The sequence below is a fragment of the Martinezella lusitana genome, assembly GCF_900094565.1.
Taxonomy (GTDB): Bacteria; Pseudomonadota; Alphaproteobacteria; order Rhizobiales; family Rhizobiaceae; genus Rhizobium; species Rhizobium lusitanum.
Genome location: NZ_FMAF01000013.1, coordinates 26,972 through 49,065 on the forward strand (window position 1 = coordinate 26,972; position 22,094 = coordinate 49,065).

General features: G+C 60.0%; 26 protein-coding genes. 8 read left to right on the top strand and 18 right to left on the bottom strand.

Translation table 11 applies throughout. The features are described 5' to 3' along the window. Positions 1-18: 18 nt before the first annotated feature. Entirely contained in the window at positions 19-927 is a 909-nt protein-coding gene (locus GA0061101_RS22990) for a flagellin N-terminal helical domain-containing protein (protein WP_092575048.1), read from the bottom strand. 333 nt (positions 928-1,260) lie between these two features. Here GA0061101_RS22990 and GA0061101_RS22995 point away from each other — a divergent pair, with 333 nt between their 5' ends. Then, positions 1,261-3,204 carry an O-linked N-acetylglucosamine transferase, SPINDLY family protein gene (locus GA0061101_RS22995; RefSeq protein ID WP_167669586.1) on the top strand — a complete coding sequence of 648 codons (1,944 nt, stop codon included), beginning with the start codon at positions 1,261-1,263 and terminating at the stop codon, positions 3,202-3,204. Positions 3,205-3,255: 51 nt separating this feature from the next. On the opposite strand, the gene fliP is transcribed toward GA0061101_RS22995, so the two are convergent. The 13 genes from fliP to flgF all read right to left on the bottom strand — a co-directional run bounded on the left by fliP (position 3,256) and on the right by flgF (position 12,403). After that, on the bottom strand, positions 3,256-4,014 hold the full coding sequence (fliP, locus tag GA0061101_RS23000; protein ID WP_034513680.1) for a flagellar type III secretion system pore protein FliP: 759 nt from the start codon (positions 4,012-4,014) through the stop codon (positions 3,256-3,258). Beyond that, complete coding sequence (locus tag GA0061101_RS23005; protein WP_092575052.1) at positions 4,011-4,505, bottom strand: flagellar basal body-associated FliL family protein; 495 nt, start codon at positions 4,503-4,505, stop codon at positions 4,011-4,013. The genes fliP and GA0061101_RS23005 overlap by 4 nt, the downstream gene beginning before the upstream one ends. Positions 4,506-4,548: 43 nt before the next feature. Further along, positions 4,549-5,262: a flagellar basal body L-ring protein FlgH gene (gene flgH / locus GA0061101_RS23010; protein ID WP_092575054.1), complete on the bottom strand. Its 714-nt coding sequence runs from the start codon at positions 5,260-5,262 to the stop codon at positions 4,549-4,551. Next, positions 5,259-5,786: a MotE family protein gene (locus GA0061101_RS23015; RefSeq protein ID WP_245297558.1), complete on the bottom strand. Its 528-nt coding sequence runs from the start codon at positions 5,784-5,786 to the stop codon at positions 5,259-5,261. Before GA0061101_RS23015 ends, flgH begins: the two co-directional genes overlap by 4 nt. 23 nt (positions 5,787-5,809) lie before the next feature. Next, entirely contained in the window at positions 5,810-6,928 is a 1,119-nt protein-coding gene (locus tag GA0061101_RS23020) for a flagellar basal body P-ring protein FlgI (RefSeq protein WP_037203258.1), read from the bottom strand. Continuing rightward, on the bottom strand, positions 6,925-7,410 hold the full coding sequence (gene flgA, locus GA0061101_RS23025) for a flagellar basal body P-ring formation chaperone FlgA (RefSeq protein WP_376774213.1): 486 nt from the start codon (positions 7,408-7,410) through the stop codon (positions 6,925-6,927). Before flgA ends, GA0061101_RS23020 begins: the two co-directional genes overlap by 4 nt. 34 nt (positions 7,411-7,444) lie before the next feature. Beyond that, entirely contained in the window at positions 7,445-8,233 is a 789-nt protein-coding gene (gene flgG, locus GA0061101_RS23030) for a flagellar basal-body rod protein FlgG (protein WP_037203253.1), read from the bottom strand. Between the two features lie 96 nt (positions 8,234-8,329). Next, positions 8,330-8,680, bottom strand: coding sequence for a flagellar hook-basal body complex protein FliE (fliE, locus tag GA0061101_RS23035; RefSeq protein ID WP_037203251.1), 351 nt, complete (start codon positions 8,678-8,680; stop codon positions 8,330-8,332). After that, the gene (gene flgC, locus GA0061101_RS23040; protein WP_037203249.1) at positions 8,680-9,096 is read right to left on the bottom strand and encodes a flagellar basal body rod protein FlgC; all 417 of its coding nucleotides are present in this window, start codon (positions 9,094-9,096) and stop codon (positions 8,680-8,682) included. Before flgC ends, fliE begins: the two co-directional genes overlap by 1 nt. Positions 9,097-9,112: 16 nt before the next feature. Then, positions 9,113-9,505 (bottom strand): flagellar basal body rod protein FlgB, encoded by a 393-nt coding sequence (gene flgB, locus GA0061101_RS23045; protein ID WP_037203248.1) that lies wholly within the window; start codon positions 9,503-9,505, stop codon positions 9,113-9,115. Positions 9,506-9,621: 116 nt separating this feature from the next. Then, on the bottom strand, positions 9,622-10,167 hold the full coding sequence (locus GA0061101_RS23050) for a flagellar protein (RefSeq protein WP_092575058.1): 546 nt from the start codon (positions 10,165-10,167) through the stop codon (positions 9,622-9,624). Positions 10,168-10,267: 100 nt separating this feature from the next. Continuing rightward, a complete protein-coding gene (fliI, locus tag GA0061101_RS23055) occupies positions 10,268-11,656 on the bottom strand; it encodes a flagellar protein export ATPase FliI (RefSeq protein ID WP_037203246.1) in 1,389 nt (462 codons plus the stop codon). Positions 11,657-11,668: 12 nt separating this feature from the next. Next, a complete protein-coding gene (gene flgF, locus GA0061101_RS23060; protein ID WP_037203244.1) occupies positions 11,669-12,403 on the bottom strand; it encodes a flagellar basal-body rod protein FlgF in 735 nt (244 codons plus the stop codon). A 223-nt stretch (positions 12,404-12,626) separates the two neighbouring features. Here flgF and motA point away from each other — a divergent pair, with 223 nt between their 5' ends. The 6 genes from motA (at position 12,627) to GA0061101_RS23090 (ending at position 17,756) form a co-directional block, all read left to right on the top strand. Further along, positions 12,627-13,499, top strand: coding sequence for a flagellar motor stator protein MotA (gene motA, locus GA0061101_RS23065; RefSeq protein ID WP_037203242.1), 873 nt, complete (start codon positions 12,627-12,629; stop codon positions 13,497-13,499). After that, positions 13,499-14,449, top strand: a complete 951-nt coding sequence (locus tag GA0061101_RS23070) for a FliM/FliN family flagellar motor switch protein (RefSeq protein ID WP_167669587.1) — start codon at positions 13,499-13,501, stop codon at positions 14,447-14,449. The genes motA and GA0061101_RS23070 overlap by 1 nt, the downstream gene beginning before the upstream one ends. A gap of 63 nt (positions 14,450-14,512) precedes the next feature. Further along, positions 14,513-15,043: a flagellar motor switch protein FliN gene (fliN, locus tag GA0061101_RS23075; protein ID WP_092575060.1), complete on the top strand. Its 531-nt coding sequence runs from the start codon at positions 14,513-14,515 to the stop codon at positions 15,041-15,043. A 49-nt stretch (positions 15,044-15,092) separates the two neighbouring features. Then, positions 15,093-16,136, top strand: a complete 1,044-nt coding sequence (gene fliG / locus GA0061101_RS23080) for a flagellar motor switch protein FliG (RefSeq protein WP_037203338.1) — start codon at positions 15,093-15,095, stop codon at positions 16,134-16,136. Between the two features lie 94 nt (positions 16,137-16,230). After that, entirely contained in the window at positions 16,231-17,310 is a 1,080-nt protein-coding gene (flhB, locus tag GA0061101_RS23085; RefSeq protein WP_037203238.1) for a flagellar biosynthesis protein FlhB, read from the top strand. 5 nt (positions 17,311-17,315) lie between these two features. After that, the gene (locus GA0061101_RS23090) at positions 17,316-17,756 is read left to right on the top strand and encodes a hypothetical protein (protein WP_047555998.1); all 441 of its coding nucleotides are present in this window, start codon (positions 17,316-17,318) and stop codon (positions 17,754-17,756) included. Between the two features lie 65 nt (positions 17,757-17,821). Here GA0061101_RS23090 and visR read toward each other — a convergent pair whose 3' ends face one another. Together visR and visN are read right to left on the bottom strand one after the other, a co-directional pair. After that, positions 17,822-18,568, bottom strand: coding sequence for a transcriptional regulator VisR (gene visR, locus GA0061101_RS23095; RefSeq protein WP_037203235.1), 747 nt, complete (start codon positions 18,566-18,568; stop codon positions 17,822-17,824). 11 nt (positions 18,569-18,579) lie between these two features. Then, entirely contained in the window at positions 18,580-19,317 is a 738-nt protein-coding gene (gene visN / locus GA0061101_RS23100; RefSeq protein ID WP_037203234.1) for a transcriptional regulator VisN, read from the bottom strand. A gap of 2 nt (positions 19,318-19,319) precedes the next feature. Between visN and GA0061101_RS39890 the strand changes: the two genes are divergently transcribed. Continuing rightward, complete coding sequence (locus tag GA0061101_RS39890) at positions 19,320-19,565, top strand: hypothetical protein (RefSeq protein ID WP_037203233.1); 246 nt, start codon at positions 19,320-19,322, stop codon at positions 19,563-19,565. A 278-nt stretch (positions 19,566-19,843) separates the two neighbouring features. On the opposite strand, the gene fliF is transcribed toward GA0061101_RS39890, so the two are convergent. Beyond that, complete coding sequence (gene fliF, locus GA0061101_RS23110; RefSeq protein WP_037203232.1) at positions 19,844-21,523, bottom strand: flagellar basal-body MS-ring/collar protein FliF; 1,680 nt, start codon at positions 21,521-21,523, stop codon at positions 19,844-19,846. A gap of 167 nt (positions 21,524-21,690) precedes the next feature. Continuing rightward, the gene (cheT, locus tag GA0061101_RS23115) at positions 21,691-22,080 is read right to left on the bottom strand and encodes a chemotaxis protein CheT (protein ID WP_037203230.1); all 390 of its coding nucleotides are present in this window, start codon (positions 22,078-22,080) and stop codon (positions 21,691-21,693) included. Positions 22,081-22,094 lie beyond the last annotated feature (14 nt).

Sequence of the window (22,094 nt, forward strand, 5' to 3'; positions counted from 1 at the left end):
CTGCGCCGACGCTTCCGATTAACGGAAGAGCGACAGGATCGACTGGGTCGAGGAGTTGGCGATCGACAGGGACTGGACGGCCAGCTGCTGCTGCGTCTGCAGGGCGGACAGCTTGCTCGATTCCTGTTCCATGTTGGCGTCAACCAGCTTGCCAACGCCCGATTCGATCGAGCTGGAGAGCGAGGAGGCGAAGGTCGTCTGCAGGTCGATACGACCCGAGATCGAGCCAAGCTTCGAACCCATGCTGGTCAACGAGTTCAGAGCGGTCTGAACCATGTTGAGGGAGCTGGAGATCTGGCCGCCGGTCATGCCGGAGATGTCAAGGCTGAAGACCGAGTAAGAACCGGTCGCGGTGCCGAGAATGCCAGACGTCGTGTCGATCGTGCCGGATGCACTCGCACCGAACAGAACGTTGCCGGTTGCGCCGGAGTCGAACGCGTAGGACGTCGTGCTGACCGAAACGGTGCCGTTGGTGCCACGGATGAAGGAGGAAACAACCGAAGCGGAGTCGCCGCCCTTGGCGATGACCCAGTTTTCGCCGTTGAACGAAGCCGACTGGGCAACGCTCTGCAGCTGCTGCTGCAGCTGGCCGATTTCCTGCTGGACGGACGACTTGTCGACCGAACCTTCCATGGCGGTGACGAGCTTGTTCTTGATCTGACCGACGACGTCGATGGCGCTGGTGACGGCCGTCGATGCCGTATCAACCTTGGCGGCGCCGAGGCCGAGAGCGTCAGAAACGGCGCCGAGGGCGCTGTCGTCGGACTTCATGCTGGTGGCGATCGACCAGTAAGCAGCGTTGTCGGAAGCCTTGGAGATGCGCAGGCCGGACGAAACGGCGCTCTGAGTGCTCTGGAGGCTGCTGCTGATGCCCTTCAGCGTCTGGAGGGCGGCCATTGCGGAATTGTTGGTAATGATGCTGGTCATTGAGGTTGTCCCCTGAAAACTGGATACAAAAAGGAGGACATACCGGACTGGGAATACCGGCGATGACGGAGCGGCTTCATGCTCCTCGATCCATTTCCTAGCGGACCAAACCCGTCATGTCGCAAGGACACTCGCATCCATTGCTTGCCAATTCATTAAACGCCGGATGCCGGGAAATATCTCTCCGAAACGTAGCTAAGAAAGCATGAAGACCTTTTCGATCGGTGCTTCGGTTTCAGGCAAGCTACGCGCGCGATGATGAGGCGAATCCATGATGCCGGCGCTCGGTCTTCGACCGGAGCCAGTTCAACATTCCGCTCGGAGTTCTCGCTCGTGAATACGAAAAACGCCTTTGTGACAGCGTCCGGTTTCTATCAGAAGGGACAATATACGCGCGCGCTGGAAACGCTGAACGAATTGCTTAACGTCGACAGGTCGCCGAAGACCTACGCATTGCTGGCGAAAACATTGCTCAAGCTCGGGTTCAAATCGGATGCGGCAAGCGCCTACGAGCTGGCAGGCAGGCAAAAGCCCCGTCGCGAGGACTATCTTCGCGAAGCGCTGCTGTTGCACGGCGATTGCGGCAACGACGATCAGGCGCTGGCGATCGGAAGTCTGATCCTGCCGATGGCGTTCAAGGATCCGGACCTTGCCTTCGTCCTCACCCGCATTTTCCTGAGCCGTCAGCAGAAGGAACTCCTCGCCGGCTTCAAGACCGTGCTGGTCGAAGGACCCGAACTCAGACATCGGCTGATGGCGGCAAAACTCCTGACGGACGATCTCTATGACGAGGGCAACCGACACATCGTCGCGACGCTGTTCAAAAAGCACCCCGACAACATCATCTTTCGCACGCTCTATTTGATCTTCGCCCGCGAGGTGTCCGACCTTGCAGTCGTCGACAAGCACATGGCCCCCATCACCGCGTCGATCGCGCAAGGCAATCTCGACTATGTGATTCCGGACAATCCCTTCTTCCATCTGCACTGGTGCGGCGACGAGGCGATCAACAAGCTTGCGATCCACGATACCGTGCCGCTGCCAGCCGGCCATGCCGAGGCACGGCGCGAGGCCCCGCATGTATGGGGCAACAAGATACGCATCGGCTATCTGTCGTCCGACTTCTGGCCGGGACATGCGACCATGAAACTCATGCAGCGTACCCTGGAACTGCATGACAGGGATCGGTTCGAGATCACGCTCTTCGACCATTCGGATCTGTCTTCCCAGCGGGAGCAGGAATTCGATCACGCCAAATGGGGGGCGATGGTCGACGTTCGCAGCCTTTCCGACCAGGCTGCTGCGGAAATGATCCGCGCCCGCGGTATCGACATCCTGGTCGACCTCAAGGGACATACCAAGGAAAGCCGCGCCCGCATCCTCAATCACATGGCCGCCCCGATCCAGGCTGCCTGGCTGGGTTTCCCCGGCACGGCCGTCAATATCGATCTCGATTACATCGTCGGCGACCCCTACGTGCTGCCAGACCATTCGAAGGCGCATTTCCACGAGAAGTTCTGCCGCCTGCCCGAATGCTATCAGCCGAACGATCCGCTGTACCGCCCGAAGCCAAGGCCGACGACGCGCGCGCAGCACGGCCTGCCCGAGGAGGCCTTCGTCTTCGCCTCCTTCAACGGCAACCGTAAGGTCACGTCGCAGATGGTCGACGTATGGTGCAACATTTTGAAGCGCAGCAGGGACAGCGTGCTCTGGCTGCTTTGCAACGGCCCCCGCGCCGAAGCCAATCTCTGGTCACGTCTGGAAGCGCGCGGTGTCAACCGCAAGCGGGTCGTCTTCACCACCCGTATTCGCTACGAGGACCACATCGATCGTCAGCAGCTTGCCGATCTCGGCCTCGACACCTTCCCCGTCAACGGTCATACGACCACGTCGGAGCAGCTCTGGGGCGGCCTGCCGGTCCTCACCACGAAGGGCACCAACTTCGCTTCCCGCGTCAGCGAAAGCCTGCTGAACGCGATCGGCTTGCCGGAACTGGTGGCCGAGAACGTCCAAGGCTATGAGGATATGGCGGTAGAGCTCGCCAGCCAGCCGGAACGCATTGCGCAGTTCAAGGAAACACTGGCCGTCAATCGCTCGATCATGCCGCTCTTCGACGCCGAGCGCTTCACCCACCATCTGGAGACGGCCTTCGAGATGATGGTGGCGCGCGCCAAGCAGGGCCTTGCGCCCGACCACATGGATGTGCCGGCGCTGCCGCTCCGCATGGAGCCTTTTCTGACTTATGATCAGAACGCGGCGGCAATCGCCGCCGAATAAGGCTTGCAGATCGTCGGGAACCAGTTTCCGACGATCGCCGGCGACTGACTATCAGTGGAAGGAACGGACGAGGCTGCCGACCAGCAGGTTCCAGCCGTCGATCAGCACGAAGAAGAGAATCTTGAACGGCAGCGAGATCGAGGTCGGCGGCAACATCATCATGCCCATGGCCATGACGATGGTGGATACGATCAGGTCGATGACGAGAAACGGCAGTACCACAAGAAAACCGATCTCGAAACCGCGACGGATCTCCGAGATCATAAAGGCCGGGATCAGAACACGGTAGTCGATCTTGTTGTCAACCACCGGCGTCTGACCGCGCTCCTGCGCCAGATCGACGAAAAGCTTGATGTCCTTGTCGCGGGTATTGTTGGACATGAAGGTGCGGAACGGCTCGGCGATGCGCTGCACCGCATCGGCTTCCGAAATCTGATTGGCGAGCAATGGCTGCGCGCCATCCTTCCACGCCTGATCGAAGGTCGGCGACATGACGTAGAAGGTCATGAACAGGGCCAGGCTGAGCAGGATCATGTTCGACGGCGTGGTCGCCAGGCCCATGCCGGAACGCAGGATCGAAAAAGCGATGATGAAGCGCGGAAAGCTCGTCACCATGATCAGGATGCCGGGCGCGATCGACAGGATCGTCAACAGGCCGAACGTGCGGATGATCCAGGCCGCGACCGACCCATTTACGGGCACGTTCAGAAGATCGGTGGGGAGCTGTTGCGGCAATTGCTGCGCCATCGCCAGTTCAGGCGACAATACAGCAATAACTAATACAGATAGGACAAGTATTAACCGAATCATTCGATCACGAAAGTTCTGAACATAACTTTCGATACGCGTCCTTCCGAGCGCAGGTCAACACGCTCTTGAATGTCATCCCGAAGATATTGCATCCCCCGCGCGCCTTCGATCTGCTGCAGGGAGACCGTGCGGATATAGGCCATGATATCCTGATGGATGGCCTGGGCGAGTTGCGCGTCGGGCTGACCCTTGAATACCAGCGCAAGTTCGAGCCTTATCCAGTTTTGCGAGGGATAGGCGAGATTGGCGGTGATCGGATCGAGCGCGATGATACCGTTCGCCAGAGCGGCCGCCGCGGCCTGCTTGCTGTCGCCGGCGGCTTGCTTGGTTGTCTGCATGGCCGCCGTGGCCGTCTTGATCCTCGGGGCGACCACTGTGCCGAGCAGCCAGCCGCCACCGCCGCCGAGCACGGTCAGCACCAGCAGCCCGACGATCGTCATGATCAGCGGTGATCCCTTGCCTTTTGCCGGTTCGTCTGTGGCTACTGCCATGTCCTTGTCCGTCCGTTATCAAACTATCCGATGCCACCGGCCGTCAGAGCGGCGACAGCAAGTCGACGGCCTGCTGACCCGACGGCGGCTGCTGTATTTCCGTCAGACGACCACGGCCGCCGTAGGAAATACGCGCCTCGGCGATCTTGTCGTAGGAAATCGTATTGTCCGCGGTAACGTCCTGCGGACGCACGATACCGGCGACGTTGAGAATGCGGATTTCCTGATTCATGCGGACTTCCTGCGAGCCGCTGATCATCAGATTGCCGTTCTCGAGAATGCCTGTCACGACCGCAGCCACGAGCAGGTTGATCTGCTCGGAACGCTGCATCTTGCCCTTGCTGTCGGTGCTGGTATCGGAGCCCGAGGTCGCCGTCGCATTGGTGGCAGGCTGCCAGCCGAAGATCTTGGCGGCAATGTTCCAGTTCATGTCGCTCTTGTTCGTGCGGTTGCGGTTGGTCTCGTTATCCCAGTTCGCCTTGTCGTTGATCTGGATTGTCACCGTCAGGATGTCGCCGACATTGAGGGCGCGCGCGTCCTTGAAGAGGGCCGCCTGCGAATCGTTCCAGAGCGAATAGCCCTGCGCGACCTGGTGAGGCCGCTTCGGATATTGCGACATCTGTGGCGTCTGTGCGTATTGCAGGCCGCTGCCGATCGGGCTCATGGCCGGCGCCCTGCCGATCTCCTTCAGAGCTTGAGAGTTGCAGCCGGCGAGGAAGACGACGGCCGCGCACGTGGCCGTAAGACGCATGTTCATGTGGGGTCCTTCGACTTCGATGTATTCGGGTCGGATGCGCTGGAGATGATGTTGGTGATGACAGCCGCCTTCTTTGCATCCATTTCCGCGAGAATGAGGCTCGACTGGCGCGCCGAAAGCTTCATGATGATCGCCGCTGCCACCGTGATCCTGACATCGTTGAGGCTCGCCGCCGCCGCGTCCGGTTTCATGTTCTTGTAGATGTCGACCAGGCCGAGATCCGCAGTCTTCAGGAAGTCGTCGCGGCGTTTGAGCCAGTCCTCGTATTCCGCCTTGCGCTTGTCCATGGTGGCGATGCGCTGATCGACATCCGCCTGCAGCTTCTCCAATTCCTGCTTCTGCAGCAGGTAGCGCTGATCCCGGGCCGGATTGGCGATGTTGGTGCAGAATTGCCGGATCTCATCCTGGCTGGAAGCCGGGTCGACGACGACCGGCTTTGGCGCTTCCTGCGCCGTTGCGAAGCCGAGCGACAGCACCATGGTAACTGTTGCCAAGGTTGCCGCGAGGCCACAGGAGTTCAGCATTTTCCGGGCGATGGCGATCGATATCATTGCAATACGAGCTCCGCTTGCAGGGCGCCGGCCGATTTGATGCCTTGCAGGATGGCGATGATACCGTCCGGCTTGACGCCGATGTTGTTGAGGCCGGAGACCAGCGTTTTCAGGTCGGGCCCTTCCAGCACCGCGACACGGCCGCCGCTCTTGGTGGCGGTGATGTCGGTCTGATCCTGGACGGCCGTCTGGCCGTTCGAGAAGGGCTCCGGCTGGATGACCTGCGGGTTCTCGCTGACCTGTACCGTCAGCGTTCCATAGCTGACGGCGACCGGCGAGACGCGAACGTCGGCACCGATGACGATCGTTCCGGTCCGCTCGTTGATGACGACCTTGGCCGGTGTGTCGGTCTGGACACTGAGGTTTTCGAGGTCGGCCATTAACCGCGTCAGATCCGCCATCTTGGGCTTGGCAATCGCGACTTCCTGCGAATCCTTGGCCTCGGCGATCGGCGCGCCGAAGCGCGAGGTCGCCCAGGTATTGACGGTGTCGGCAATGCGGATGGAGGTGGAAAAGTCCGGATTGCGCAGCTGCAGGACCAGATTGACCGAATCCTTGAAGCGCGACGGCAGCTCGCGTTCGATGATGGCGCCGCCGGGTACGCGGCCGGCCGTCGTGACCCCTTCGGTGACCGTTGCGGCAGCGCCCTGGGCCTGGAAGCCCGAAACGATGACCGAGCCCTGCGCGACGGCATAGATCTGCCCGTCGGCACCGCTCAGCGAGGTCATGATGAGCGTACCGCCGCGAAGCGACGTCGCATCGCCGAGCGAGCTGACTGTCACGTCGATGCGGCTCCCGGGGCTTGCAAACGGCGGCAGGTTCGCCGTGACCATGACGGCGGCGGTGTTCCTGGCGGCAGATTGGCCGCCCTGGGTCGAGATACCGAGATTCTGCAGCATCGCCCGCATGGACTGCTCGGTAAAAGGCGAGGAACGCAAGCCGTCGCCGGTCCCCTGGAGACCGACGATCAAGCCGTAGCCGATGAGCTGGTTGTCACGTCCTGACTGCAGCGAGGCGATATCCTTGATGCGCGCTTGCATCGCCATGGCCGGATCGGCAACGATCAGGCTTGGCAATGCAAGCAGAACCGCGAAAAATTGACGAAGTCTCTTCATTTTGCGACCACGCGGATCGTGCCGTCTTCGAGAACCGTGCCGTTGACGATGATGCCGGAATCCATATTGCGGGCACGCACGCTGTCGCCGACGGCGCCGTCATCCAGCGGAGTCCCGGCCGCGGTGATCGTCATGCTGCCCATGGTCATCACCAGGCGGATGTTGGAGCCGCGCGTTACCGCGTAGGGCTGGCGCAAAGCGGAGACGGAGATGGTCCGGCCAGGCAGAAGCGTCCGCTTCGATACCAGACCCGTCACCTCCCGGAGCCGCTTGGCATAATCGCCCGTCAGATTGGGGTTGGTGACTTCGACCTCCTCGAGCTGACCGCTGCTGATGATGTCGCCCGGATAGATCGTTTCGGTCGGCACCACCGCGGTACCCATGCCGGCCGCGTCGGCGCGTGCCGCGCCTACGGGCGCGATCGACACGAACACGACGGAGAGGCTCGCTGCGGCGAGCCAGGCCATTGCTAAGCTTTTCATCCGGCGAAACCTCATGTTCGGCCCGTCCTTCCCGCTACTTCAGGTTCTTGCTGACGATCTGCGCCATGTCGTCAGCCGTCGTGATGACCTTGGAATTCATCTCATAGGCGCGCTGTGCCGTGATCAGATCGGTGATTTCCTTGACCGGATCGACATTCGACGATTCCAGATAACCCTGCTTCAGGTATGCGAAACCGTTCTCGTTCGGATCGGAGACGACCGGATTGCCGGAGGCGGGCGTCTGTGTGAAAAGGTTGCTGCCCATCGGCTGCAGGCCGGCTTCGTTGACGAAGTTGGCGATCTGCAACTGGCCGAGAACGGTCGGCGTCGTCGCCGTGCCGATGGTGGCTGCGATCTGGCCGGCCGAGCTGATGGTAATGTTGCTGGCATTGTTCGGGATCGTGATGCCGGGCTCGAGCACGTTGCCGTCGGGCGTGACGATCTGGCCGGTGTCGCTCTTGTTGAACGATCCGGCGCGGGTATAGGCCGTCGTGCCATCCGGCATCTGAATCTGGAACCAGCCGCGGCCGACGAGCGCGACGTCGAGATCGTTCTGCGTCTGCGACAGTTCGCCCTGGATCTGGATGTTGCGCACAGCCACGGTCTGCACGCCGAGACCGATGTTGGCGCCTTCGGGAACCACGGCCTGGTTCGGCCGGTTGGCGATGCCCTTGGCGCGCTCGGTCTGATAGAGAAGGTCGGAGAATTCGGCGCGCGAACGCTTGTAACCCGTCGTATTGATGTTCGCGATGTTGTTCGCGATCACTTCCAGGTTGGTCTGCTGGGCGTCCATGCCCGTCGCGGCAATTGCGAGCGCTCTCATGCTTTCGTCCTTCGAGGTGGGGCGGGGCCTTCGAAACCGCGGCGCGGCCTGCGAATAATTCCCGCCAAATCAGTTAATTAGAGCGGTAACACCGCTCTAGATCTGCATTTTCGTAACGTCGAGAAAGGCTGACACGAGCTTGTCACGCAGTGCAATCGCGGTCTGCAACGTCTGGTCCGCCTGCATGACCTTGTCGACGACTTCGCGTGTGCTCATCTGGCCCTTCATGCCGGCAAAGGAAGCATTTTCAGCTTCCTTCAGCGTGTTGACGGAGTCCTTCGCGACATTCGACATGACCGAAGCGAAGCTCATTCCGGCCGTGGTTCCCATCGCGACGGCCGGCGATGAGCCAAGCACTCCGGATGCGGCGGAGGTCAGGTCCGTGGCAATGCTGCCAAGGCCGCGGGTGGCTGAGAGAGAGGCGACATTCTTGATTGAATCGATCATTATTGGTTCTTCAACAGGTCAATAGTGGAAGAGATGAGATCGCGGGCCTGCCTGACCGTCTGCAGGTTGGCCTCATAGGAGCGGTTGGCTTCCCGCATATCGGCCATCTCGACGAGGACGTTGACATTAGGCATCTTGACGTAGCCCTTCTGGTCCGCTGCCGGATTGTCCGGATCGTATTCCTCGACGAACTTGCCAGTGTCTTCGCCCAGCTTCTTGACGCCGACCGTCGTCAACCCGTTGGCACGGTCCAGCTCGGCGCCGAAAGTCACGGTCTTGCGCCGGTAGGGATCGGCGCCGGGTGTATCGCCCGTCGAGCGGGCGTTGGCGATATTTTCGGAAACGACACGCAAACGGGTCGATTGGGCCTCCAGGCCGGAGCCTGCAATCTTCAATGCGGCTGATAAGGGGTCCATGACATCTTCACTTCATCTATTGTTTTACGGTCATCAACATCATGCGATGAAAGGAGCTCACGAGCGCGGTGTTCAAGCTGTATTGCCGCTTGATATCGCCGGCTTTGGAGAGTTCGTCTTCCAGGCCGACGGTATTACCCGACTCCTGGACGCCTATTTCCTGGCTGAGCGACGCTTCTTCGACGTTGACGTCGCCGCTCGCGCTGAATTCATTGCCCGAAAGATGTGCAGGATTGGTTTTCACCATGCCGACGTTCTGGTTGTCCAGAACGGCCTGGAACGGCGTAACGTCCTTGGCGCGATATTTCGGGGTATTGGCATTGGCGATATTGCCGGCAACAACTTCCTGACGCGCCTGGAGCCACTCGGCTTGCCGCGAGGCCAGGTCAAAGAGCTGAATGGGTTGCATGGCTTCTCTCCGTTCTTACACTATCACCCTAGCGGCATAATCTTGCGTGGGACTTGCGGGAAATGCGTTCCTGCAAACTCTTCGAAACGCCTGAAACGCAGGCGATTCCGGGCTTTTCAATTGTGGCCGTAAACATCACCCGTCGAGGTGACGATCACCCACTTTCCATCGCGCTGCTCGATGGTGGCCAGACGGCTGTTGTCGGGCAGAATCGATCCGACGCGCACGACGTACATGCCCGTGTCATCCTCGATCAAAGCGCGGCCGTTTGCGACGTGCAGCAGATGGAACGGGGACTTGCCGGGGAGCGGCTGGTCCTCGGCGGGCTGTCCCTTATCGTCCTCGCGCCCGACATTGCTGACAGTCGCGGTCGTCAAGGGATCGGGAATGAGGTCCTTCGGGCCGTTTGGGTTCTTGTTGACCATGGCAAGCGGCGACACGCTGACGATCTCACGGCCCGGCCAGTTCGGCAAATCGCGCGAGCGGTCGCCTTCGGCCACGTGGATGCCGAACTTGTCCGGGTTCAGGAAGACGTACCAGGGGAAAAAGGCTGACGCGCCGGCAAGCGCCAGGCCCGCGCAGACCAAGGCCCTGTCCGTGACAGTTCGCTTCTTCGCCGGCTTCAGCGGAGCGACCGGTTCGTCTGCATCGGATTCTCTCACGTTTGGTCCCTCTTTCGGCACGAAGTTAGGAAATGTCGGCTAGCTGAGAACAGGATCTTTGAATTCAAAGGGATGGATGAGGTGATGCATCTTGCCACCGCTATCTTCCCTTGGCCGGAACCATTCCGGCCGAGGCATTCTTCAAAGCGGTCGCAAGGTCGGTAAACGCGTCGGCCGACGGCCGCTCGCCAGGGGTCTGCTTCAGTATCTCGTAGATGATCGGAACCTGGCGGACGGCGATATCGAGATCCGCGTCAGCCCCTTGGCGATACCCGCCGATGAGGCGCAGGTCCCGGGTTTCTTCATAGCGATGCACAAGCGCCTTCAGACGCGAAACCAATTTTTCCTGATCCGGTGTCCAGGCCTTGCGCGCCAGACGCGAGATCGACGCCAGCGGATCGATCGGTGGATAGCGGCCTTCCTCGGCAAGGCTGCGCTGCAGGACGATATGGCCGTCGAGAATACCGCGGGTGGAATCGGCGATCGGATCGTTGTGGTTATCGCCGTCGACGAGGATGGAAATGATGGCGGTGATCGTGCCGGTGCCCTCCGGTCCTGGGCCGGCGCGCTCCAGAAGACGCGGCAGTTCGGTGAAGACCGAGGCCGGATATCCGCGCGCGATCGGCGGTTCGCCCGACGCGGTCGCAACCTCGCGAATGGCATGGGCGAAGCGGGTGACGCTGTCGACGATCAACAGCACGTTATCGCCCTGATCGCGGAAATGTTCGGCGATGGTCATCGCCGACAGCGGCGCCATCTTGCGCAGCATCGGGCTCTCATCGCTGGTCGCAACGACGGCCACCGATTTCTGCATATCCGTGCCGAGCGTGTCCTCGATGAATTCGCGCACTTCGCGGCCGCGTTCGCCGACCAGTGCGATCACGACCTTGTCGAAGGCGTCGGCTCTGGCCAGCATCGACAGCAGCGTCGACTTGCCGACGCCGGAGCCGGCAAAGATGCCGAGGCGCTGGCCGAGGCACAGCGGCGAAAAGATATCGATGGCGCGCACGCCCGTCTTGAAGCCGGTATCGACGCGCTTGCGCGTCATCGAGGGCGGCGCGGTGTTGGAGATGGCGCGCGATTCCAGCCCCATCGCCAGCGGTCCCAGCCCGTCGATCGGTTCACCCAGCGAATTGATCGTGCGACCGCACCAGCCGTCGCTCGGCGCGATGCGGAAGGCGCCCTTGCGGATGATGGTATCCTGAATGCCGATCGGTTCTCCCGGCTCGATCGGACAGACATAGGTCAGCTCGGGTTCGACGCGGACGACCTCGCCGAGATGGACGCCCGTTTGCGAACGATGCGCGACGAAATCGCCGAGACGCACCTGTCTGGAGAGACCGGCAACCGTGTAATGCCCGGCGGCGATCGTCCGCACGTGGCCGCCATGGGCCACGGCATTTTCCGCCACCGCATACTGGCCCGCCAGGACAGCCATGTGCGAAAGCTTCGGCGACAATGCACCATCCGGCAACCGATCCTCGAACATGATCCGCCCTCTTTACTGGCTGCCGCCGAGGGTCTTGATCGCGTCCGTGAGCGTGCCCTCACTGCTGCTCGTCAGCGTGCTGATACTGTCGAAGGCGCGATTGACCTCGATCAGCTGGGTCATTTCCCGCATGCCGTTGACGTTGGAGTTTTCGAGGTAACCCTGGGCGACGCCGACATTCGAGCGGTCGACAACCGGCTGGGGCGTGTCCGTCGGCAGAATGCCGCTGTTCTCGTAGCGCAGGAAGCCCTTGCCGACATCCGCATCATAGAGACCGATCTGGCCCATGCGCTTGCCGTTCTGCGAGACGGTACCATCCGACGAAACGGTCGGCGCGCCGCCCGCCGGGTCGAGCTGGATTGGTCCGCCGCCGGGATCGACCACCGGAAAGCCCCGCACGGACACCAGAGCACCGCTGTCGGTCATGGTGAAACGGCCGTCGCGCGTCAACACCAGACCCGCCGGTGTGTTGAGGCCGAACCAGGCGTCGCCCTTGACGGCGAAGTCGAATAGATTGCCGGTGTTCTGCAATTCGCCATTGTCGGTCGAGAGATAGTCGTTGCCTTGCGACACGAAGGCGACTTTGGCGTTCAGCTTGTTTTGGGTATTGCTGAGGACTTGATCGAACTTGACCTCGGTGCCCCGGAAGCCCGTCGTATTCACGTTTGCCAAGTTGTCGGCGATCGTGGTCAGACGCCGCTCAAGCGCCATCTGGGACGACAGCGCCACATAGATACCAGACTGCATTTTCAACGCCCTCCGGACATTGGAGAATAACGGGAAAGGAAACGCCGAACGGCGCTCCTACATTTCGTTAGCGGGGCATGGATGCCCTTGCACGTTACTCTGCCTGCACTGGCTTGTGCGAAGCTGACAAGGCAAAAGGCGGTCGCGCAACACGACGAACAGCCTCACGCAAGGCAGGTCTCCTAGTTCATCGTATGAAGCAACGTTCAGGTGTGGACCGACGATGAACATTATTATCGGATTTGTAGTGACCTGCGGCTGCATCATAGGCAGCTTCATGGCCATGGGCGGAGACGTAGGCGCGCTATTCCAGCCCTTCGAATTTGTCATTATCGCAGGCGCCGGTCTCGGCGGCTTCATCATGGCCAATCCAATGAAGGTCGTGAAGGACTCGGGCAAGGCACTGCTGGAAGCGTTCCGGCATGCAGTTCCGAAGGAGCGCGACTATCTCGACACGCTCGGCGTGCTCTACGCCCTGATGCGGGACTTGCGCACCAAGTCGCGCAACGAAATCGAAGCCCATATCGACAACCCCGATGAATCGGTGATCTTCAAGGCGGCGCCGACCGTGCTGAAGAACAAGGATCTGACGGCCTTCATCTGCGATTATGTTCGTCTCATCATCATAGGCAACGCCCGCTCCCACGAGATCGAGGCGCTGATGGATGAAGAACTCGACACCATGCAGCACGATAAGATGAAGCCCTATCATTCGATCACGATCATGGGCGATTCCTTCCCCGCCATCGGTATCGTCGCCGCCGTTCTCGGCGTCATCAAGGCTATGAGCCACATCAACGAATCACCCGAAGTGCTCGGCCATCTCATCGGCTCGGCGCTGGTCGGCACCTTCCTCGGTATCATCCTGTCCTACTCAGTCTGCGCGCCGCTGGTCTCGCAGATCAAGGTCGTGCGCAACAAGCAGCATCGTCTCTACGTCATCGTGAAGCAGACGCTGCTGGCCTATATGAACGGCTCCGTACCGCAGGTGGCGCTTGAATATGGTCGCAAGACCATCTCCTCCTATGAGCGTCCGTCCATCGACGCCGTCGAGCAGGAAATGATGAACCCCGGCGGTGAGAGCAAGGCGGCCTGATGACCATGAGCCAGCAATCCGCACACAAGATGCAGACGATGGATCGAATCCTCTACGCCAAGCTCACGGGCAGCCTTGGCGATGAGGCGGCGCTTACAAAGCTCGGCACGGCGTTCGGACAGGTCTATGCTGAATTTCTGCCCGATATGATCAAGAGCGAAACCGGTCTCGACATAGGGATCGCCTATGCCAGCTGTCAGCCGGGTCTTATGAACGATCTGGTTGCCGGACTTGGCGGCAGCTACGCCCTGGTAAACGGTTCGCTGCGCAACTGGGCGCCGAAATTCGTGCTCGGCTGCGGCGCCGGCTTTATCATGACGCTTATGGAACATATGCTGGGAGCTCGTCTGGAGGACATGGAAGCCGCCGTTCCCCGGCCGCTTTCGGTGATCGAACTCGATCTTTCCGTCATGGTGTTCGACAAGATCGCCAATGTGTTGCGTTCGGCCGTCAATGCGACCGGCGGCTTCGAGCCCTATCTGGACCCGCCCCACAATGTCGAAGATCGTCCGGCACCGGTCAGCGGCGAAAAGGATGAATTCGCCGCGGCGATCACGATGACGGTTTCGCTCGGCAAGTCGCTTTCCCAGGTCGTCATCATCGTGCCCCAGCGCGAACTGTTGCGGACCGTCGTCAGTGCACCGCGGCCGAAGAACACGACGGCAGCCTCCGAGACATGGTCGGAACAGCTCGGCGAGCAGGTGCGCCGCTCGCAGGTGACGCTGGATGCGCGCATCCGGCTGCAATCCCTGACGCTCGATACGATTTCCAGGCTCGCCGTCGGCGATGTCATTCCATTCATGGATGCGGGCGACGTGCGGGTCGAGGTCAGCGCCAACAGCAAGGATCTCTACATCTGCGAATTCGGACGCTCTGGCGAAAACTATACGGTGCGCGTCAAGGACAATGTGAATTCCGATGACGAGCTTCTTCGGCACCTGATGAATTGACCGGCTGGCGGTGCCCGCCACCCACGGCAGCTTGAGGCAAGTTTCAACTGGAATAGTGATTTCATGGCTACGAAGACGATACAGCAAAGCAGCGAGGAATCGCTCGAAGTTTCAAGCAGCGACGCCGCGTTGGACGAGGCCATCGATGGCCTGCGCGGCGTCCTGAAAAAGGGCAATGAAGGCGGCATGCCGGATCTCGATGCCGATGCATTCGGCGCGGAACCAAGCACCGGCCTTTCGACATTCGGCGATTTTGGCGACGACAACTCCGGCTCGGCCTTCGGCGACAGCGACTTCGGTGGCCCATCCTCCGAGCCTGTCCCGCCGGGTAGCGCTCTTGCCGCCAATCTCGACCTGATCATGGATATCCCGATCGACGTCCAGATCGTTCTCGGTAATTGCCGGATGCAGGTCTCCGGCCTGATGAACCTGACCGAAGGTGCCATTATCGCACTCGACAAGAAGATCGGCGAGCCGGTCGAAATTACCGTAAACGGCCGCAAGATCGGCCGGGGCGAAATTACCGTTCTGGAACATGACGACACCAGGTTCGGTATCAAGCTCATTGAAATATACAATACGAAAAAAAGCTGAACCCGGCTCAGGATGAGCCCACTCCCCGTGCGGGATGGAGACGAAGACCATGATGGACTTTGACGATTTCAGCGGCGCGCTTGCCGAGAAACCGTTATCTCAGACTGAAAAAGCGGCGGCCGTCCTTCTTGCCATGGGAAAGCAGGTGGCGGGACGGCTGCTCAAGTATTTTACCCAGAATGAACTGCAGCTCATCATCGCCTCGGCACAATCGCTGAGGCTCATTCCACCGGATGAATTGGCGCTACTCGTGGCGGAATTCGAGGACCTCTTCACGGAGGGCGCCGGCCTGATGGACAACGCCAAGGCCATCGAGAGCATTCTCGAGGAAGGCCTGACGCCGGACGAGGTAGACAGCCTGCTCGGCAGGCGTACCGCCTTCCAGGCTTACGAAACCTCGATATGGGACCGTCTCGGCGAGGCCGATCCGGTTTTCGTCGCGAAGTTCCTCCTGCGCGAGCATCCGCAAACCGTCGCCTATGTGCTGTCGATGATGCCGTCGGCCTTCGGCGCGAAGGTATTGCTGCAGCTTCCGGAAGCGCAGCGCCCAGACATCATGAACCGTACTGTCAACCTGAAGGAAGTCAGTCCGAAGGCGGCGCAGATCATCGAGAACCGCGTTCTCGGGCTGATGGCGGAGATCGATGCCGAACGCAACGCTTCCGGCTCGACCAAGGTCGCGGATCTGATGAACGAACTCGACAAGCCGGTGGTCGATACCCTGCTCAACTCGCTGGAATCGATCAACAAGGAATCGGTCGAGAAGGTCCGTCCGAAGATCTTCCTGTTCGACGATCTCATCCGCATGCCGCAGCCGAGCCGCGTGTTGCTGCTCAACGACATCGCCGCCGACATTCTCACCATGGCGCTCCGGGGTTCGAACAACGAAATCCGCGAGATCGTGCTTTCCTCGATCAGCCCGCGCCAACGGCGCATGATCGAATCCGATCTGCAGATGGGCAATACCGGCATCAACCCACGCGAAATCGCCATCGCGAGACGCGCTATCGCGCAGGAGGCCATCCGGCTCGCCAATTCCGGCCAGATCGAGCTCAAGTCCAAGGAAAATACGCCTGTGGAAGAAGCAGCGTAATCTCCGCACGACTCACCTAATTCGTCTTAGTATGTTCAAGCTCAGGGCCGCGTGTGATGCGCGGCCTCTTTCCGTTTCATGAAGGACGGCTGTTTTGGCTGACGAAGACAAGGACAGTAAAACAGAAAAGCCGACGGAGAAAAAACTCCGCGACACGGTGGAGAAGGGCAACGTTCCCCACTCCAGGGACGCAACCATCTTTGCTTCCATGCTCGCGACCATCATCTACGTCACCTTCTTCCTGCCGGAGCGCATGGGCCGCATGGGCGAAGTCCTGCGCGACCTCTTCGAAAAGCCGGATCAATGGCAACTTGAAACAGGCCCCGACGCCATGTTGCTGTTTACCCGCCTGGGCTGGGAAGTCGGCAATCTGGTGCTGCCGGCCGTCGTGTTGTTCTTCGCCTTCGGCATCGGCTCCTCGATGTTCCAGAATCTGCCGACGCCGGTTCTCGACCGCATCCAGCCGCAATTTTCCCGAATATCGCCCGTCTCCGGATGGAAGCGGATCTTCAGCACATCCGGCCTGGTGGAATTCGGAAAATCTCTCGCCAAGATCGTGGTGGTCGGCATCATCATGTTTTTCGTGCTGCGAAGCCAGTTCTTCCACGCGATGGACTCCATGTCTTCCGACCCGCAGACAATCTTCGTGCGCCTGTCGACGATCGTTCAGCGGATTCTGGTCATCGTGCTCATGGCGACGGCGGTCGTCGGTATCGCCGACGTGTTGTGGAGCCGATATCACTGGTTCGATCAGCTGAAAATGACCAAGCAGGAGATCAAGGACGAGCACAAGCAATCCCAGGGCGACCCGATCGTCAAATCGCGCCAGCGCTCGATCGCGCGAGACCGCGCCCGGCGCCGCATGATGAAGCAAGTGCCGCGCGCGACCCTCGTCATCGCCAACCCGACGCACTTTGCCGTGGCGCTGCGCTATGTGCGCGAAGAGAATGACGCGCCCGTCGTCGTCGCGAAGGGGCAGGACCTTATCGCCTTGAAAATCAGAGAGATAGCAGAGGCCAACAATATTCCCGTTTTCGAAGACGTGCCCCTCGCACGCTCCATGTTTGCGCAAGTCTCGGTTGATAGCGTCATCCCGTCAGTATTTTACAAAGCTGTCGCCGAGCTCATCCATAGGATCTACGCCGCGCAGACGAATAGAAAACGGGTACGATAAACCAAATGAAAAAATGCCCCTACTCTGCCCAACGTGAACAAATACTTGCCGAAGCCATCAGCCCGGTCGCGAGCGAGCTGCGCCTCCTCGACGCCGCCGACCTGATATCGCTGCTGCGTTTCGAACGATATGGTAATATTGCTGACCTCGTTGCCTCGGCGGCCGAGCTCTATTTCCTCCCCGGCACAGTCAATTTCGGACTTGGCGGCGATTACAAGCTCGATTGGGGCGGCCCGGCGGAGGTCACGATCGACCTCGAAATCAAGCCGCACGGCGTCACCATCTATGCGAAACTGGCGCTGGCCGAGCATCATGCCGGCATCGAGATCAATCACATCGCCTTTGACAGGGCGTCGACCGATCCGGACGAGAATACGGCGCTGCTCGCACGTAGTCTCATGGATGCCCGCTACGTAATCCATGGCGAGATTGCTCGCGCGAGCTGAGCTGCTTCCAAATCTTGCAATTTATGTGATAAGGGCTATCCGCCGCGGCGCGGCGGCTCAGCCTATCAGCTTATATAACCGAAGCGGATCGCCTTCGCGATCGCCTGGATGCGGTTCACGCTGTCAAGCTTTATCGTGGCCGAGCCGAGATAGGCGTTGACGGTGTGTACCGACAATCCGAGCTTCTCGGCAATTTCCTCGCTGATGCGGCCGTCGCCGGCGAGCTGCAGACAGACGATCTCACGCTCGCTGAGTGCTTCGGCGGCCTGCGAGCGGCGTTCATCAAGCGACAGGAGCTCCATCATGAGCTGGCAGCAGCGGCCGTGCAGCTCCACGATCATGTCGCTCGCCAGATCCATGAATTTCGCAGTGAAGACGACATAGCCGTTCCCCACGCTACCCAGCCGTACGGGAAAGGCAACGCCGGCAAATGGCACGAGATGCGGTTTCAGGCGCTGCGTGAACGAGGCGAAGTCCAGCGTCTCGGCGGTGCTGTCGCTATCGCGGCCGTTCCACATGAGAGGAAGCATCGATTTCTCGATATGCTCGATCAGCGCATCGCTATAGGCGTCGACGAAAGCCTTGCCGACGACGGAGTTCGCTGAGCCCCAATTGTCGAGCTCGCATACCAGGCGCTGCTTGTGCGGCAGGCCGGAGCCGTGGAGACGATAAACCGCAAAATGCTGCGCATCGATCAACTTCAGCATCGAGACGAGCTTCGGAAAAAGATCGGAGCGGCCAGAAATCCTGCCCGAGCGGGTAAGCCGTGTTTCTGCCGGCGTACCCGTCGTCCTGTCTGGCTGATATCGCATTCACTATGCCTTCAAACGAGATTGTTTCGGACGGCGAAGGCAATTGCCTCCGATCTGGTCTTGGTCGCGGTCTTACGCATGACACTGGTGATGTAATTGTTGATGGTATTGCGCGATATTCCAAGGATCATGGCAATCTCGTCGCTCGTCTTTCCCTCGGCGATCCAGAACAGACATTCCAGCTCACGTTCAGTCAGATCGAAATCGCGCTCCGACCTGACTTCGACGCAACGCGTGAAGCTGGCGAGATAACCCGACAATAGACCGACATCGCGGAGCCGTTCGAGCAAGAACGGCACGGAGTCGCGGGTCAACAGCAGCAAGGAGAAGCGCGTTCGGCCGACGTTGAAAGTCATAGCATAATATTGGCGACCGACGCCTTCCGGCAGCTCGACATCGTCGGGCAAGACAGCCGCACTCGGCTGGAACAGCGCCATGCATTTTTCCAACTCGCCGGTGCGGCCATAGCCGCTCGTCAACTCCGGTGCAAGGCGCCTGACAAGATCGAAAGGCCAATCGCAGGCCACGACGAAATCGAGACCGTTCTCCTGTATGAGATCGCACCGCGCCAGAAGATAATGAGAGGCGCCGGCATAGCTCGCCAGCGCGCGCAGGCCGGCCTGCAGATAGGATGGGCCGGCAATGGCGCTCAGCTGCAGAATGAGCTGCTCGCGCGACATGGCGCCGATGGATGCCGCTGATCGCGCATCCCTGTCGCCCTTGCTCGCCTGCGATATCTGCATATCCATTCTTGCATTTCCTGCCGCTGCTGGACGATCGGCCGTCAAACGAGAGCATTGTTCCGTCAGCGCCCAGCGCATTGCCAAGAAAGCCGCTTTCGGTTCTCGGCAAGGCATTCGCGCCGATTCATTCTCTTCCGCGACTAAAATACATCCCGGCGCGGGCGGGGCAGATGAGCGCACTCACTACTGAATTCCATGTCGGCAATCGCATTGGCATCAATCGCCGCATACACAACCATCGAACCATGAATTGATTTTTCCGCGTTCCCGGACTCTGCAAACTCTTCGAACCTGCGAAACACGGAAATCGAGGGCCGAATCGCGCTGCTTAAACAACCATTGCGGAAAGGCATATCAGTTGTAAGTCGATTCTTTCTACCCAGCAACGGCATTTCCAGTGAAATTCCATCTTACGCACACGTCAAATTACCCAGTTGAATCAGAGAGGCCCCGGGACGGCAAGGGCAAGGGAAGAGCGGCATTTCAAGTACCCTCAAATGAGAAAGGACCGGGATCTCTCCCGGTCCTTTCGTCAGGCTGCCTGGTCGACGGCCCATTTTCTGAGGATCTTCGCGGCTCGTTCCTCGCTGATCTCCACCATCCGCGAGAGGCGGCGTTCAGGCCCTTCCTTGACGCGGCGGTTGAAGGTGCCGCCATCGTCGCCCATCGTCAGCAAATCGTCGGTGCTGTCGAAGCCGAAATCCGAGCCGAAGCCGTCCATCAGGGCGGCGCCGGGTCCCTCGACCGCGGGAGCGAAGTCCGGTAGTTCCAGGCCCGCTGCTTCCGGCAGAGCCGTGCCGCTGCCCGCGCCAGCGCCGAGCGAGCGGATCAGTGGGCGGAAGCCGACCCAGACGATCAGGAAGGCAACCGCGACGAAGGCGAGCGAGTTGATGATGCCGGCCATGTTACGGCCCAGCATATCCGTGACGCTGAAGCTGGAGGAATTGTCGTCGAGCAACTGATTGTCGAGGAAGTCCATCGCATTGACGGTGACGATGTCGCCACGGCTCGGATCGACGCCGGCCGCAGTCGCCACGATCTTCTGCATCTCGGCGATATAGGCGTCGATTTTCGCCTGATCCGCGCCCTGGCCGACCATCTGCGCGACGCGGCCCCTGTTGACGACCACGGCGACGGACAGCTTCTCGATCTTGTAGCTGTTGCGTGTCGTCGCCGTCGTCTTGCTGTTGATTTCGTAGTTGGTCTGTTCTTCGCGCTTGTCGGACTGATCGTTCGAGGTCGGCGTGTTGCCGCCGGATTGCGGGGCCGCCTGCGGAATATTCTGCTGGACGGTTGCCGCGCTGTCGGGCTGGCTCTGCTGCGACTTCTGCGCTTCCTTCACCGTGCGGACGGAGCGCTCGACCTTCGATTCCGGATCGAAGGTGGTTTCCTGCACCTGCTGGCTGTCGGTATTGAGCTGCGCCGTTACGCTGGAGCGGAAGTTGTCCATGCCGAGGAAGGGTGCGAGCGCCTTGTCGATATTCGACTCAACTTCGCCCTGCACATTCTGCACGATGCCGAGATTGCGGCTGAGCGCACCGTTGCTGGGATCGTCGCCGGAGGCAAGCAACTGGCCGGTCGAATCGAGAATCGTGACGTCATCGACCTCAAGACCCGGAACGGCGGACGCGACGAGATGCCGGATAGCCGGCGCCGACTTGCGCGCCGCTTCCGCACTGGCGCGGATCATGACCGAGGCAGTCGGCTTCTGATCCGCCTTTCGGAAGTTGCCGACATCCTGCATGACAATGTGCACGCGCGCCGCGCTGATGCCGGCGATGGAGGTGATCGTGCGGCTGATTTCTCCTTCGAGCGCACGAACGCGGGTGACTTCCTGCATGAATGAGGTCAGGCCGAGCGAACCGACATTGTCGAACAGCTCATAGCCGGCATTGCCGCTATTCGGCAGACCACGCTCGGCGAGAAGAGCGCGGGCTTTGCCGGTCATGCCGGTCGGCACAGTCAGGCTGGTACCATCCGTACCGACCTGAAAGTTGATCTTTGCTTCGGCAAGCGCGATGCTGATCTGATTGAGATCAGTGGCATCCAGGCCGACATAAAGCGTCTCCTGGGTGGGCTTATTGACGTAAAGGGCGGCAAGAAGGACCAGCACAATGGAAGCTGCGCCCACGCCGCCCATGATCAGCAGGCGTGTTCTCCCGAGATTCTGGAGATTCCGGAACAAGGGAACTAATTGATTTAACAGATTCATTCTGTTCTCGCACGATTCGTCAAAGACCTGATGGCTTTGTGCCGTGCAGCGAAAATAGAAATCGAAACTTGTGCGAACGTTTCGTCGGGCCGAAAAGCAGGAAAAAACCCGGTGTAAATTAGAGAAAATTACAAAAGAAAAGCAGCATTCACCGTGGCCGGCTTCGATCAGAAGAAATCGAAATCGCCGGCGGCCTTCGCCATGGGTTGGGAGTGCGCATGGAAACTGCCCCCGCCGAGCGCCTTTTGCATTTCCGTCAGCTTGACCAGGCTCAAGGCCGTCGCAAGATCGACCGTCCAGCCCTCCGGCATGGCGCCTGCAATCGTGTCGATGAATTCAGCGATGCCGCGCGTCTTCTGGACGGCGAGATCGATACCCTGGATGACCTTCATCGTGTCGGGCGATTCGAGCACGTTGATACCACTGATGTCGAGCAGTTGCGGTTCGATGCGTTCGATCAGATAGGCGACGTCATGCAATTCGGAAACAATGCGCAGAAGGATGGCCGGAAGCGTTTCCTCGATGGTGGACGTTTCGGCACGCTGGAAGGGGGTCATGCAGTAGCCTCGCT

Excerpts from the sequence above, each read along its gene's own strand:
- fliN (WP_092575060.1), top strand. The coding sequence starts at position 14,513 with ATGGCTACGAAGACGATACAGCAAAGCAGCGAGGAATCGCTCGAAGTT.
- GA0061101_RS23090 (WP_047555998.1), top strand. The coding sequence starts at position 17,316 with ATGAAAAAATGCCCCTACTCTGCCCAACGTGAACAAATACTTGCCGAA.
- flgH (WP_092575054.1), bottom strand. The coding sequence starts at position 5,262 with ATGAACATGCGTCTTACGGCCACGTGCGCGGCCGTCGTCTTCCTCGCC.
- fliI (WP_037203246.1), bottom strand. The coding sequence starts at position 11,656 with ATGTTCGAGGATCGGTTGCCGGATGGTGCATTGTCGCCGAAGCTTTCG.
- fliF (WP_037203232.1), bottom strand. The coding sequence starts at position 21,523 with ATGAATCTGTTAAATCAATTAGTTCCCTTGTTCCGGAATCTCCAGAAT.
- GA0061101_RS23005 (WP_092575052.1), bottom strand. The coding sequence starts at position 4,505 with ATGGCAGTAGCCACAGACGAACCGGCAAAAGGCAAGGGATCACCGCTG.
- flgB (WP_037203248.1), bottom strand. The coding sequence starts at position 9,505 with ATGCAACCCATTCAGCTCTTTGACCTGGCCTCGCGGCAAGCCGAGTGG.
- motA (WP_037203242.1), top strand. The coding sequence starts at position 12,627 with ATGAACATTATTATCGGATTTGTAGTGACCTGCGGCTGCATCATAGGC.
- GA0061101_RS23070 (WP_167669587.1), top strand. The coding sequence starts at position 13,499 with ATGACCATGAGCCAGCAATCCGCACACAAGATGCAGACGATGGATCGA.
- GA0061101_RS23015 (WP_245297558.1), bottom strand. The coding sequence starts at position 5,786 with ATGCTGAACTCCTGTGGCCTCGCGGCAACCTTGGCAACAGTTACCATG.
- flgC (WP_037203249.1), bottom strand. The coding sequence starts at position 9,096 with ATGGACCCCTTATCAGCCGCATTGAAGATTGCAGGCTCCGGCCTGGAG.
- fliP (WP_034513680.1), bottom strand. The coding sequence starts at position 4,014 with ATGATTCGGTTAATACTTGTCCTATCTGTATTAGTTATTGCTGTATTG.
- flgF (WP_037203244.1), bottom strand. The coding sequence starts at position 12,403 with ATGCAGTCTGGTATCTATGTGGCGCTGTCGTCCCAGATGGCGCTTGAG.
- fliE (WP_037203251.1), bottom strand. The coding sequence starts at position 8,680 with ATGATCGATTCAATCAAGAATGTCGCCTCTCTCTCAGCCACCCGCGGC.
- visR (WP_037203235.1), bottom strand. The coding sequence starts at position 18,568 with ATGCGATATCAGCCAGACAGGACGACGGGTACGCCGGCAGAAACACGG.
- cheT (WP_037203230.1), bottom strand. The coding sequence starts at position 22,080 with ATGACCCCCTTCCAGCGTGCCGAAACGTCCACCATCGAGGAAACGCTT.
- flgA (WP_376774213.1), bottom strand. The coding sequence starts at position 7,410 with ATGAAAAGCTTAGCAATGGCCTGGCTCGCCGCAGCGAGCCTCTCCGTC.
- flgG (WP_037203253.1), bottom strand. The coding sequence starts at position 8,233 with ATGAGAGCGCTCGCAATTGCCGCGACGGGCATGGACGCCCAGCAGACC.
- GA0061101_RS22990 (WP_092575048.1), bottom strand. The coding sequence starts at position 927 with ATGACCAGCATCATTACCAACAATTCCGCAATGGCCGCCCTCCAGACG.
- fliG (WP_037203338.1), top strand. The coding sequence starts at position 15,093 with ATGATGGACTTTGACGATTTCAGCGGCGCGCTTGCCGAGAAACCGTTA.
- visN (WP_037203234.1), bottom strand. The coding sequence starts at position 19,317 with ATGGATATGCAGATATCGCAGGCGAGCAAGGGCGACAGGGATGCGCGA.
- GA0061101_RS23020 (WP_037203258.1), bottom strand. The coding sequence starts at position 6,928 with ATGAAGAGACTTCGTCAATTTTTCGCGGTTCTGCTTGCATTGCCAAGC.